We start from the raw sequence: 12878 nt of genomic DNA on the forward strand, positions 1-12878 counted from the left end.
CGACGTTAGCCGTTGCCACCGACGGTTCCGGCCACAGGTCAGCGCAGCCGCTCCCGGAACGAGTGCCACATGATCACGGCCGCGTACGGCACGAACTCGCGGCCCCGCCGCCACACCCACGGGACACCCTTGAGCACCAGCCAGCCGAGGTGCCCGGCGGTGCTCGGCTCCACCCCTCCCGAGCAGGTCAGGCTGACCGGCAGCGGTACCGCGAACCCGGCCTCGGCGAGCCGTTCGGTGAACCCGGTCGCCAGCATCCGGTGCCCGAGTTCCGACGGGTGCAGCCGGTCGACGCTCCACGCGGTGAGGTCGTAGGCGCCCGGCAGCAGTTCGAGGTCGAGACACGGCACGCCCTCGCGCTCGACGACACCGTCGATGGCGGCGTTCAGCTCGGCCACCCGCTCGCTCAGCGCCCGCCGCAACGACTGCGGGAGGCGGAACACCTTGCCGTGGTCGTGGTAGCGCACCGGCACCACGGTGGTGCCGACGGCGGCCAGTGAACGGATCACCTCGGTGAGGTCCGCGGCGATCTTGTCGGCGCTGAAATCGGGACGCAGCGTGTCGTTCATCCCCGCCACGACCAGCGCGACGTCCGGGCGGTGCGCCACGGCCGCGGGAAGCTGCTTCGTCAGCACGCACCCCATTCGCGCTCCGGTGAACGACGGGTTCAGGTAGCCGTCCGGCTCGACGCCCAGCGCCTCGGCGACGAGCGGGCCGACCCCGCGCCAGCCGCCCCGGTCCGGCAACGGGTCACCCAGGCCGACGGCCGTGGAATCGCCGAGCACGACCAGTCTGCGAGCGGACCGGGGTACGGCCGGGGCAGGTGGAAGGAGAGGTTCGGGACTCGGAGTGACTTCGACACTGATCACGGTCACGGTTGCCACCATCGGCCACGCAGACTTACCTGCGGTGATGCCTGGGTAACGCGGCGAGGACAGGCGAGCGAAAACTACCGGAAAGCGGGATAGAAGGCGAGGTCGGCGTGCGGCCCCAGCCTGGCCCCGAGCGCCGCGGCGACACGGGTGGCGTGCTCGGAGATGTCCGTCAGCCGGGCGCGCAGCGAGTGCTTGGCCAGTTCCCGCCACCAGGTGACCAGCGCGGCCTCCCGGCTGATCGGCGTGGCGTGCCGGTCCAGGTCCAGCTCCGGGAGGATCTCCCAGGTGATGATCCACAGCAAGAGCAGCTGACCGTCCATCAGGTGCTCGGCCAGCGCGTCTTCGTCCTCGAGCGCGGGCCAGACCGAGACGACCTCGGCCCGCCAGGCGGCGATCATCGCCTCGCTCATCCCCGGCGGCAGCGCCAGGGCGTCCGCGCTCGACGCGAACGGGAGCCGCAGGTACGCCGCGTCCATCAGGGTGCTGCGCACCCGGCCGCGTTCGAAGTCGAGGAATCGCACTCCGCCGCTGGTCACGAGGTTGTTGTCCGGGCTGAGATCGACCGGGCTGAACGCGCGGTAGGACGGCGAGCCCGCCCGCTCTGCGACCTCCATGACCCGCCGCTGCACCGGCTCCGGCGTCTCGACGTCGAGCAGTTCCTCCAGCAGCCCCGGCAGTTGCGCGCAGACCGCGGGCAGCGGCGCGTCCTCGTTCTTGACCGGGCCGCCCAGGCGGCGCAGCAGCGCGTTGAAATCGGGCTCGCGGCTCGCGGTGCTCGCGTGCAGCCTGCCCAGTGACCGGGCCCAGGACAGGAGCGCTCGTTCGGCGCCGCGCGCGTCACGGGCGTGGAGCTTGTCGTGCAGTGTCGGGACGCCGCCGAGGTCCTCGATCACCAGGACCCTGTCCCGGCCGTCGTGGGCCAGCAGCTCCGGGCACATCCGGTCCTCCGGCGCGAGCGCGGTGAAAAGCTGGTAGCTGACCGCCTCCTGCGCGAACGGATCGGGCCGTCCCGGTTCCGGTGGATCGGGGTAGTGCTTGATGACGAGGGTGCGCGGCAGCGCGAACGGCGACGACGCCACTCTCGCCCGCACGACCGTCGCCGGGCCGCTGCCGGCGAGATCTTCCGGGGCGACGAGGGTGATCGCGCTGCCGAAGCGGCGCGAAAGGACCGACTCGCCGGCGGCGACCGCGGCCGCGACGGCGAGGGTTTCGGCTCCAGCTCCGACGGTCGAATCGTCGGCAGAGGAGGTATCGACTGTCATTACCACCGACCCTACTCGTGACTGAGCAACCATGACCACTGAGATCCGGGCAACCGCGCGCACTGGCGCGATCCGGACTCACCCGCGTGAAAGCGGACGTTCCGTCACCCTCGATCGTTGCCCACGACGGCGCAATGTCAGCACAATGGCCGCAGCTGCAACGATTCCGATGAGATTGACCAGCAGCTGGCCGGTCGAATACAGGCACCGGTCCCACTGACCGGCAACCCCGGCGACCACCGCGTACCCGGCCGCGGGCACCGTCGTCACCGAGATGAAGACGCCCACGAGCGCGGCCGATTTGGCCGAGGTCATGGAAAGCATTCCCGCCGCGCCGGCGAGCAGTGCCACGATCAGGGACGCGATTCCCACCTGGTAAACGAAATCGACCTCGTGGTTGTCCGCGAGCTTGCTGACCTCGAGCACTCCGGTGGCGTTGCCCACCAGCACCACACCGAGGGTGATCACCATCGCGATCGGGAAGCCGCCGAGCAGCGCGGCCCCTCCCTGTCGCACGAGATCCCGGCGGCGCAGCACCAGGCCGACCGCCATCGCCGCCAGCGGGCCGAATTCCGGCCCCACGACCATCGCGCCGACGATGGTGACGGCCGAGTTCGTGATGACGCCGACCGAGGCCAGCAGGCACGCGATGGTCAGGAATGCCTGAAACGTCCAGGTCAGCCGGGACTCCTCGCCGGACCGGCCGACGAGTTCCTGCCACACCACCGCGTCCGCGGCTTCACCCGGCGCCTGCTCTTCGGCCTTGTCCGCGGCGTCGGACACCGCGGTGTCGAGAGCTTCCAGGGTGATCCCGCCGGTGTGGTCGAGATCGAGCCCGCAGAGCGACTCGATGATCTCGTCCGCCGCCTCACGGGCGATGTCCGCCTCGACCAGGTCGCCCTCGGGCGCGACCGCCACCCCGTGATGCACGACGAGGTGCGCGGTCCCGGCGTGTGCCCGCAGGATCCGGATCGCTTCGTCGGTCCGGTCCGGCGGGCACACGGCCCTGAGATGGAGCATCAGTTCTTGGCGGGCGGCGCGGGCTTGGCGTCGATGCCCGCCTCCTTGCGCTGCTCCGGCGTGATCGGCGCCGGGGCCGAGGTCAGCGGGTCGAACCCGCCGCCGGTCTTCGGGAACGCGATGACGTCACGCAGCGAGTCGGCCTTGGCCAGCAGCATGACGATCCGGTCCCAGCCGAACGCGATACCGCCGTGCGGCGGCGGTCCGAAGGCGAAGGCGTCGAGCAGGAAGCCGAACTTCTCCTGCGCCTCCTCCTCGCCGAGGCCCATCAGCTCGAAGACCTGCTTCTGCAGTTCCTGCTGGTGGATACGGATCGAGCCGCCGCCGATCTCGTTGCCGTTGCAGACGATGTCGTAGGCGTAGGCCAGCGCGTTGCCGGGGTCGTCGGCGAGTTTGCCGATCCACTCTGGGGTGGGCGAGGTGAAGGCGTGGTGCAGCGCCTTCCACTTGCCGCCGCCGACCGCGACGTCGTCGGACTCGTCGGCCGAGATGAACATCGGGAAGTCGACGACCCAGACGAACGACCAGGCGTTCTCGTCGATCAGGCCGAGACGGCTGCCGATCTCCAGCCGGGTGGCGCCGAGCAGCGCCCGCGCGTCGGCGGGCTTGCCGGCGGCGAAGAAGACACAGTCACCGGGCTTGGCGCCGACGGCGTCCGCGACCGTCTCGCGCTCCTTCTCCGACAGGTTCTTCGCGACCGGCCCGCCGAGCGTGCCGTCCTCGTTGACCAGGATGTACGCGAGACCGCGGTGCCCGCGCTGTTTGGCGAAGTCCTGCCAGGCGTCGAGGGTGCGGCGCGGCTGGTCGGCCCCGCCCGCCATCACGACGGCGCCGACGTACGGCGCCTGGAACACGCGGAACGGGGTATCGGCGAAGAAGGCCGTCATGTCGGTGAGTTCGAGGTCGAAGCGCAGGTCCGGCTTGTCCGAGCCGTACTTCTCCATCGCCTCGGCGTAGGTGATGCGCCGGAACGGCCGGGGGATCTCGGCGCCGATCAGCTTCCACAGCGCGGTCACGATGTCCTCGCCGAGGGCGATGACGTCGTCCTGCTCGACGAAGCTCATCTCGATGTCGAGCTGGGTGAACTCCGGCTGCCGGTCGGCGCGGAAGTCTTCGTCCCGGTAGCAGCGCGCGATCTGGTAGTACCGCTCGAGCCCGCCGACCATGAGCAGCTGCTTGAACAGCTGCGGCGACTGCGGGAGCGCGTACCAGGAGCCGGGCTTGAGCCGGGCCGGGACCACGAAGTCGCGGGCGCCCTCGGGGGTGGAGCGGGTCATGGTCGGGGTCTCGACCTCGACGAACTCCTGCGCGTGCAGCACCTCACGGGCGGCACGGTTGACCTCGCTGCGCAGGCGCATCGCGGCGGCGGGGCCGCTGCGGCGCAGGTCGAGGTAGCGGTGCTTGAGGCGCACCTCTTCGCCGACGTCGACCCGGTCGTCGATCGGGAACGGCAGCACGGCGGCCTCGGACAGCACCTCGAGCTCGGTGACCAGCACCTCGATCTCGCCGGTGGGGATCTCGGTGTTGGCGTTGCCCTCGGGCCGCTTCGAAACCTCGCCGACGATGCGGACGCAGTACTCGGAGCGCAGCAGGTGGGCGCGCTCGGCCATCTCGCCTTCGCGGAAGACGACCTGGCTCACGCCGCTGACGTCACGCAGATCGATGAAGATGACGCCGCCGTGATCGCGCCGCCGGGCCACCCATCCGGTGAGGGTGACCGTCTGACCGGCGTGCTCGGCACGCAAGGTGCCGGCTTTGTGGGTGCGAAGCACTGCGGGTGCTCTCCTTCGGCATCACGTATCTGCGATTCGACGGCGCTGCGGTTCGACTGCTCTGCGCCGACGTCAAAGGCTAACGAATCGCCCCGGATGCCTCGCGACCAGGTGTTCTCAGATCGTCGGCCAGGCCTCCAGTGCCGCGGCCATCCGCCGCGTATGGGCCAGGTAGTCGGGCACGGACAGGACCCGGCCGTCGATGTTGTCCAGCAGCCAGCCCGCGGCCGCCTCCCGCGAGGCGAATAACTGGGTACAGACCAGCGCCTCGACGTAGTCCTGGCCGACGGTGAGATCGATATCGGACAGCCGTGACGCGGCGACGACGGCGTGCGGCGGGTCGACGCTCAAGACGTGCGCGCGGGTGAAGTGCACCCGCACGCGTGCCCCGGTCGCCGGGCAGACCGCGTCCGCGTGCACGGGTTCGCCGGTGGCGACGGCCAGCAGGAACAGGTCCACCCGGTACCGGTCGGAGCCGTCCCTGGACTGGCCGGACCGGGAACCGCGGTCCATCACGACCAGGCCGTCACGGATGACGAAGCCCATCAGGTCCATCAGCCGGTGTGCCTCGGCGGGGTCCATGCCGACGGTGGCGGCGAGCCTGCCGATGGCGATGGGGTGCCGGCCCGCTTTGGTCAGCTTGGTCGCGGCCCAGGCGATGCGGACAGCGGCGGTGCGATCCGTACGGGTGGTCAACAGGCACCTCCTCGCCTTCCTCCCCTTGAGATTAAGCACGAAAAGGATTTCCGCCAAGTGACTGCGCCGAACGGCCGAATCCGTTGTGGGGTAAGAAGATTCACATTACGTGCCGCGCACCGGGCAGAGGTTTTCCGCGTTGCGCGAAAAGAGTCGATCTTTCGGTCGAACAAGGCAAAAGTAACTCGCCGCGTCCCGAGCGCCACGTTCGAGACGTTGAGCGTCCCAGGCGTGGCGCTCGGGACATGCTCACGACCCGCCGGACCGGCGCCTCACAACAGCTTGAGCTGTTCCGCGGCAGGCACCACCTCTTCCGAGCGCTGCACGGGCATCGTCACCTGCATTCGTTCCGCGTCATCGGCACGGGAACCGAAACCGTGACGGCGCAACAACGGGCCGACACGGGCTCCCAGCCGCTCCCGATAGGACTTCGGGAGATAGGCGCCGCGCGAGTACAGCTCCCGGTATTTCGGCACGAGTTCCGGATGTTCCCGGCCGAGCCAGCGCGCGAACCATTCCCGCGCGCCCGGCCGCAGATGCAACGGGAGGACGGTGACCCTGGTGGCGCCTGCCTCGGCCAGCCGCGCGAAGAGGGCGTCGAGCGCGTCCACCGAGTCGGTCAGGTACGGCAGCACCGGGGCGACCAGTACCGAACACGGGAGCCCGGCGTCCCGCGCCTTGCGGATCAGGTCGAGCCTCGCCCGCGGGCTCGGTGTGCCCGGTTCGAGGCGGCGTTGCAGGCCCTCGTCCAGCAGCGCGAGCGAGATCGCCAGCCCGGCGGGCACGTCCTTCGACACCGACTCCAGCAACGGCAGGTCCCTGGCCAGCATGGTCCCCTTGGTCAGGATGGACAGCGGCGTACCCGAATCCGCGAGCGCGGTGATGATGCGCGGCATCAGCCCGTAGCGGCCTTCGGCGCGCTGATAGGGATCGGTGTTCGTGCCCATCGCGACGTGTTCACGGGTCCAGCTCGGGCGCCGCAGCTGCGCGGCCAGCACCTCGGGCGCGTTGACCTTCACGATCACCTGCGTGTCGAAGTCACGGCCGGCGTCGAAATCCAGGTACGTGTGGGTGTTCCGCGCGAAACAGTTGTGCGTGACCATGCCGTCGGCGATGAAGTCACCGGTCCCGGTGGTGATGTCGAACAGCGGCAGCTCGATGCCGAGCGCTTCGATCGACGACACCTTCCGCCTGGTCCGGCCGATGGCGAGACCGTCGAGCGACCGTTTCCAGCCGACGGCCGGGTCGGCGAGGTGAAAGAACCGCAGCTCTTCCGACGGCCCGCCGAGCAGTTGCACCGTCCACAACGGACGGAACTTGACGTTTTCGGTTTTGACGTAACGGAAGCCGAAGTTGTCGAGGGCGGCACAGAAGGTCGAGACGATGTCCTGCTCGTCATGGGTGACCCGGAGCGCGCCATGCCGGTAACTCCCGGCGAGGTCGAACAGTCCCGCCAGGAACCCGCGCTGCCAATGGGAATCCGGCGACGGCGGCACCTGCACGAAGCCGACCGACGCGCCGAAGTCGGGGAGGTACCCGAGCGCGCGGTCCGCGGCGTCCTTTTCGGCCGAGAAACCGCCGGAGCGCAACATCCCGCAGAGGAATCCGGCGCGGTAGCCGAGGGTGTCGTCCGGGGTGCGGACAAGCTTCCCGACGCCGACGAGCTCGGTGCCGCCGACCAGATGCGGCCGCTGCGCCGCGCCGAACCGGGTGCCGGTGACGTGTTTCCACCCACGGCCGGTCAGGAACCGGTGGTCGCCACTGGCCACGATGGACGTTCCGTCGTCGAGGGTCACGCGGTACGCCGGTTTCAGCGTCGACCAGTGCGCCAGCACCTCCGTCGGCACCAGGCGCCGCCCCGCGCCGCGGCCGCGTGTCCCGTAGATCGCGTCGCCGGGCGCCAGGTCCGCCAGTGGCTTCGTCCGGCCGTCGGCCATCAGGACCGGCGTGCCGCCTTCGAGGCAGTACGTACACGCGTGCGAGCAGCCGCGGTACGGGTTCACCGTCCATCCGAACGGGACACCCGATCCCTCGGACACCTTGTTCAGCACGGATTTGGCGTGCACCTCGTGAAAGGTGACGCCGTCGAATTCGGGCGTGCGCACCGAACGCAGCAACCCGTCCAATCCGGGCAGTACCGGCTCGCCGCCGTCCGCCCGCTGTCGATCCCATCGCACCAGCCCAGTCGAACACATGTTCTAGACAGGTGTCAAACAGGTGTTCGAACGCGGGTGATCTTCGCCGCGTTCCTACCGCCTTTCGATGCCCTCCGCCACGTAGCCGGCAGGCTGGATCAGTCCCGCGCACCGGCTCTCCCCGCGCGGCGTCGCCGACCGGCGCCGCACTGTCACCGCGTAGAAGTCTTCGCCGCCGCGCACGGTGACCACCCGCGCGTCGGGTTCGAGCAGCGGCTCCTCCTGGACGGCGAGCACGTCGTCCAAACCGGACAGATCGAGCCGCCGCCGGATCGCGATCTCCGCGAACTGCGCCCACGCCGTCCGGGCGGACGTCCGGCCGCGGAGCTGCTCCGGTTCGACCTGCCCGCGCAGGGCCGCCTTGGCGACCAGTGCCGCCTCGGCCGGGTTGAGCTGGCCGTGCAGGAAACCGTCGGGGACCACGAGGAGATTGCCCGCCCAGCGGTCGCCGCCGACGTGGCTGACCTCCCAGGAGCGACCGGGGTGATTGGTGTTGAGCGCCGAGGCCAGCGGGCGGCCGAGCACCGCGCAGCACATGTCCTTGGTGCCGTGCGTGCAGACCAGGAACAGCGGCCCGTCCACTCGCTCGCCGAGCCCGCCGACGCCGTCCACGATCAGGTCGAGGTCCAGCTCGGCCAGATCACTCAGGTCGCGGATCTCCAGGCGTTCCAGCCAGCGGTTGCCCGGTTCGCCCCCGCCGACGTACACGGAACGGCGGCGATCCGGGTCTCGCTGATGCTTGCCGGGACGACGGATCAGCAGCGGGCGGAGCCCGTGAGACCGTCTCAAGTTCTCGAGCAGCTCGCGCCGCTCGGCGGGGAACGCCTCGTCGAGGACGTTTTCCAGCGCATCCGCTGGCCAGGGGCCCGGCTGCTCGATGAGCAGCCAGCAGCGCATGTCCGCCGCGGTGCCGGCTGGACTCGCGCCGAGCATGCGCGCGACGGTCGCGCAGCCCGGCAACGCTGCGGGCGGAGCGTCGGTGTCCGAGAGCTGAGCGGTCATCGCCTGACCCCTCCGGACTTGACCTTAGGCATGCCTTAGCTTACCCCGTCCGAGCTCCCTTCACACTTGTCCTCTTCTGTGAGATTCAGCCGATCGAGAGAAGTCCCTGCGTGGTGAGCTCACCGAGGAAGGCCCGCACGGTCCCCCGATCGAGTTCGGACACCTCGGCGAGTCGCTTGACCGCCTGCGGCGTGCCGTCGAGCAGTGTCTTCAGCACCGGCGCCGCGGCAGCCGCGAAAACGAACCGTCTGCCGTCCGCGAGCAGCGTCACCCGGCCGTCGTCTTCTTCGAGCACCGCCCTCGGGACGAGGAACCGGACCTCGGTCTCGTCGCCGTCGGGCAGCAGGCCGGAGGTCGCCGCCCACGGCAGCCCGACGCGCGGATGCGCCGGGGCCGCCGAGTCGCGCTCGGCCAGGAACCTGTCGACGACGTCGGTGGTCAGCGCGGCTTCCAGTTCCGCGCGCAGGGCGGCGGCGCGGTCGGCGCGCTCCTCCTCCGTCCCGGATCTCGGGAGATCCCGGCGGAACACGGTGCTCGCCCGCAGCTTGTCGGCGAGCCAGGACACCAGGTCGATCCCGGTGGCCGGGCTGAACCCGAGGGTGAGGTGCAGCGACATCTCCCCCACCGCGGTGACGTCGTGCCAGTGCCCGCGGGGAACGTAGAGGACGTCGCCGTCTTCGAGGATGAAGTCGTCGATCGGTTCACCGGGCCGCTCGGGCTGTTCGACATCGCGATGCAGCGGAGCGGGCCTGGTCGGGCCGTGCATCCGCCAGCGTTTGCGGCCCGCGACCTGGATGATGAACGCGTCGTGATCGTCCCAGTGCACGTCGAAACCGTGAGTGACGCCCCAGCCCGCGTACAGGTTGACCTGGACGCTCTCGCGGAGGTCGTGTTCGAGCCCCCTGGCGAGGTCACCGATCGGGTCGCTGAGTTCCTGGATGGCGTCGAGCACCACCGTCGCGCCGTCGCGGAGGTGCTCCGTGAACGGAGCGGACCGCAGGCGGGGGACGGTGCCGCTGCGGCGGGTGGGGACGAGATCGGTGTAGCTCTCCATCGGCACCGGGGTGCCGTCGAGAGCGAGGCGCAGCCGCGGGAACTCCAGGCGATGCTGCCGGAGGATCGCGTTCAGCGCCGGCCACGGCAACAGGTCGGCGAACCGGCCCGCGGGGCCCTCGAAACGGCGATAGGTCTCGCCCTGGACTTCTTGGAAGAACTGGCTGACCCCGAGCGGAGCCACGAGGTCAGCCAGTGTCGGCGTTTCGGGCACTCAGCCGTCGTTGCCGTCGTTGTCGGCGGCCGCGCCGTTGGCCTTCCCGCGGTCGACCGCGGTCGGGATCTTCTCGACCTCCAGCAGCAAACCGCTGTCGGGAGCCTGCGTACCTGACTGTTCCTGTGCCATCCTGCCACCTTTTCTCAGACGAGCGGACGGACCGAAATTCGGCCTGGAGCGCCGCCAAGCCTACGACACGTTTCGAGAAAATTCACTGTCCAGCAGGGAAAAACGGCCTGGTGAGCGATCTTCGACACCGCGGCGCGAGTTCACCCGGACAGCGGTTCTAAGCTGCCGTCCATGGCTGAACCGGCATCCATCCAGCGCCCGCGATGGGACGTGCTCGCGGCCGTCGGCGCGGGTGGCGCGCTGGGCAGCCTGGCGCGCTACGGACTGTCCGTCGCGCTCCCCCATTCCCGTGGCCAGTTCGCGCTTTCGACCTTCGTCACCAACATTTCCGGCTGCCTGCTGATCGGTGTCCTGATGGCGTTGCTGACCGCGGCGGCGGACCCGCACCGGCTGCTGCGGCCGTTCCTCGGAGTCGGGATCCTCGGCGGTTACACCACGTTTTCGACCTATGCGACGGACACACTCGATCTCGTGACGAACGGGCGTCCGTTCACCGGGTTGGCGTACGCCTTCGGCACGGTGGTCGCCGCACTGGTAGCGGTCTACGCCGGGCACGAGATCACCCGTGCGGTGAAGAAATGACCGTTCTTTTCGTCGCACTCGGCGGCGGTCTCGGCGCGATCCTGCGGTTCCTGACCGACCTGCGGGTGCGGGCGCGGCGGGGCGACACCTTCCCGTGGGGCACGCTGACGGTCAACATCGCGGGCTCGGCGATCCTCGGGGTCCTCACCGGCTGGGCGCTGCACGGCGGCCAGCCGGACGGGATCCGCTCCCTGCTGGCCGTCGGGTTCTGCGGCGGGCTCACGACGTTCTCGACCTTCGGCTACGAAACGCTGCGCCTGTTCACCGAGAAGACGAAGGCGCGTGCCGTGCTGAACGCCGGTGTCACGATGGCCGCCGGGATCGGCGCCGCGGCGGCGGGCCTCCTGCTCGCCGCCGCCGTCTGGCCCTGAATCAGTCTTCGGGCGCCATCCGCACCGCGGCCGCCGCGATCGCCTCACGCTGTTCGGCCGGGAGTCCCGCCGCCATCTCCTCGATCTTGTCGACGACGCCTTCGTGAGCGGCGTTCGCGAGCCGGAGTCCCTCTTCCGTCAGCGTGATCTTGAGCGCGCGGCGATCACCGGAATCCGCGACCCGCTCGACGAGCGCGCGCCGCTGCACCCGGTCCACCAGGCCGGTGACACTGGACTTCTCCAGGTTCAGCAGCCGGCCGAGGTCGGTCATCCCGACGCCTGTCTCCCCCTGCGCCAGCACGCAGAGCAGCTGCGCCTGCTGCGGCGTGAGGTCGTGAGACCGGCCGACGTCGATGAAAGCCCGCTGCACCAGATGCGAGAGCCGCACCAGTGCCGTCGCGAATCCGAGGTCTTCGGCCGTGGTCATAGCCGCAGTCTACTTGACGATGGTTGGGAGTACGAACTACTGTAGTTCGCAGTACAAACATTACGTACTACGAACTAGGGGGCTCCCATGAGTACGACCGTGGCCGTCATCGGCGGGGGATACGGCGGCATCACCGTCGCCAAGGAACTGGACTCGTTCACCGACGTCGTCCTCGTCGAGCCGCGCGAGGATTTCGTCCACCACGTCGCCGCGTTGCGCGGACTCGTCGATCCTGAGTGGACGGATCGGCTCTTCTACCCGTACGCCCGGCTTCTCGAGCGGGGCCGGGTGTTGCGCGACAGCGCGGTGAGCGTGGACCAGGGCGGCGTCATGCTCGCTTCGGGTGAGCGGCTCACGCCGGACTACGTCGTGCTGGCGACCGGCGCGGCGTACCCGTTCCCGGCGAAGATCGATTTCCAGGACAGTGCTTCGGCGAAGGCGAAGATCCGCGCCACCAGGGAAGAACTCGCGGGCGCGGAGAAGGTCCTGCTGCTCGGTGCCGGCCCGGTGGGCCTCGAACTGGCGGGCGAGATCAAGGCGGTATGGCCGGAGAAGGCCGTGACGATCGTCGACCCGGCGAAGGAGATCCTGCCCGGTTTCCCGGAGGAATTCCGCGCGGAGATCCGCCGCCAGCTCGACGGACTGGGCGTCGAACTCGTGCTCGGCACGTCGCTGACCGAACCGCCGGTCTCGGAACCGGGGCAGGCGAAGACGTTCACCTCGGCGCTCACCGATGGCGGCGAGGTGACCGCGGACCTGTGGTTCCAGTGCTACGGCGGCGCGCCGCACACCGCGTACCTCGACGGCTCCCTCGCCTCTGCCCGGCGGCCGGACGGCCGGGTGGAGGTGAACGCCGACCTGCGGCTCCCCGGTCAGCCGCGGGTGTTCGCGCTCGGCGACATCACCGCGCTGCCGGAAGGGAAACTGGCGAAGGTGGCAGGCGACCACGCGGAGGTCGTCGTGGCCAACATCCGCGCGCTGATCGAGGGCGGCGCACTGCGGACCCACACCCCTGGCGGGCCGATGATCTCGCTGCCGCTCGGGCCTTCCGGGGGCGCGACCTACGCCGAGGAGGCCGGGATCCTGGACGCGGCGACGACCTCGCAGATCAAGGGGTCGCACATGATGGTGTCCCGCTACGAGGAGATGTTCAGGACGGCGTAGGCCTCCGTTCTAACGACACTGATCACTCATGACCGCCGAGTGACTGCCCAGCCCGGACGGCGGCCCAGACGCGGCCACGTGTCGCGAAAGCCACTTTCGCGACGTCTGATGTC

Annotated in this window: 13 protein-coding genes; 3 read left to right on the plus strand and 10 right to left on the minus strand. The window is 69.7% G+C overall.

The features are described 5' to 3' along the window. Positions 1-38: 38 nt before the first annotated feature. The 9 genes from AMYAL_RS0141875 to AMYAL_RS50920 all read right to left on the minus strand — a co-directional run bounded on the left by AMYAL_RS0141875 (position 39) and on the right by AMYAL_RS50920 (position 10221). A complete protein-coding gene (locus AMYAL_RS0141875; RefSeq protein WP_026467893.1) occupies positions 39-887 on the minus strand; it encodes an SGNH/GDSL hydrolase family protein in 849 nt (282 codons plus the stop codon). Positions 888-949: 62 nt separating this feature from the next. After that, positions 950-2137 (minus strand): hypothetical protein, encoded by a 1188-nt coding sequence (locus AMYAL_RS0141880; RefSeq protein ID WP_020637291.1) that lies wholly within the window; start codon positions 2135-2137, stop codon positions 950-952. Positions 2138-2215: 78 nt separating this feature from the next. Beyond that, complete coding sequence (locus AMYAL_RS0141885; protein ID WP_020637292.1) at positions 2216-3157, minus strand: DUF389 domain-containing protein; 942 nt, start codon at positions 3155-3157, stop codon at positions 2216-2218. Beyond that, positions 3157-4929 carry an aspartate--tRNA ligase gene (gene aspS / locus AMYAL_RS0141890; RefSeq protein WP_020637293.1) on the minus strand — a complete coding sequence of 591 codons (1773 nt, stop codon included), beginning with the start codon at positions 4927-4929 and terminating at the stop codon, positions 3157-3159. Before aspS ends, AMYAL_RS0141885 begins: the two co-directional genes overlap by 1 nt. Positions 4930-5046: 117 nt before the next feature. Then, positions 5047-5625 carry an organomercurial lyase gene (gene merB, locus AMYAL_RS0141895; RefSeq protein ID WP_020637294.1) on the minus strand — a complete coding sequence of 193 codons (579 nt, stop codon included), beginning with the start codon at positions 5623-5625 and terminating at the stop codon, positions 5047-5049. Between the two features lie 272 nt (positions 5626-5897). Beyond that, positions 5898-7802, minus strand: coding sequence for an intein-containing Rv2578c family radical SAM protein (locus tag AMYAL_RS0141900; protein WP_209447284.1), 1905 nt, complete (start codon positions 7800-7802; stop codon positions 5898-5900). A gap of 72 nt (positions 7803-7874) precedes the next feature. Continuing rightward, complete coding sequence (locus AMYAL_RS0141905; protein ID WP_020637296.1) at positions 7875-8822, minus strand: ferredoxin family protein; 948 nt, start codon at positions 8820-8822, stop codon at positions 7875-7877. Between the two features lie 85 nt (positions 8823-8907). Further along, positions 8908-10089, minus strand: coding sequence for a cupin domain-containing protein (locus AMYAL_RS0141910; protein ID WP_020637297.1), 1182 nt, complete (start codon positions 10087-10089; stop codon positions 8908-8910). After that, positions 10090-10221, minus strand: coding sequence for a hypothetical protein (locus AMYAL_RS50920; protein WP_005157133.1), 132 nt, complete (start codon positions 10219-10221; stop codon positions 10090-10092). A gap of 171 nt (positions 10222-10392) precedes the next feature. Here AMYAL_RS50920 and crcB (AMYAL_RS0141920) point away from each other — a divergent pair, with 171 nt between their 5' ends. Further along, the gene (gene crcB, locus AMYAL_RS0141920) at positions 10393-10803 is read left to right on the plus strand and encodes a fluoride efflux transporter CrcB (RefSeq protein ID WP_039794946.1); all 411 of its coding nucleotides are present in this window, start codon (positions 10393-10395) and stop codon (positions 10801-10803) included. Further along, positions 10800-11174, plus strand: coding sequence for a fluoride efflux transporter CrcB (gene crcB / locus AMYAL_RS0141925; RefSeq protein WP_020637299.1), 375 nt, complete (start codon positions 10800-10802; stop codon positions 11172-11174). The genes crcB (AMYAL_RS0141920) and crcB (AMYAL_RS0141925) overlap by 4 nt, the downstream gene beginning before the upstream one ends. Before the next feature lies 1 nt (position 11175). On the opposite strand, the gene AMYAL_RS0141930 is transcribed toward crcB (AMYAL_RS0141925), so the two are convergent. Then, the gene (locus tag AMYAL_RS0141930; protein ID WP_020637300.1) at positions 11176-11601 is read right to left on the minus strand and encodes a MarR family winged helix-turn-helix transcriptional regulator; all 426 of its coding nucleotides are present in this window, start codon (positions 11599-11601) and stop codon (positions 11176-11178) included. Positions 11602-11688: 87 nt separating this feature from the next. Between AMYAL_RS0141930 and AMYAL_RS0141935 the strand changes: the two genes are divergently transcribed. Beyond that, positions 11689-12765, plus strand: coding sequence for an NAD(P)/FAD-dependent oxidoreductase (locus AMYAL_RS0141935; RefSeq protein WP_020637301.1), 1077 nt, complete (start codon positions 11689-11691; stop codon positions 12763-12765). Positions 12766-12878: the final 113 nt, after the last annotated feature.

The sequence above is a fragment of the Amycolatopsis alba DSM 44262 genome (assembly GCF_000384215.1).
Taxonomy (GTDB): domain Bacteria; phylum Actinomycetota; class Actinomycetes; order Mycobacteriales; family Pseudonocardiaceae; genus Amycolatopsis; species Amycolatopsis alba.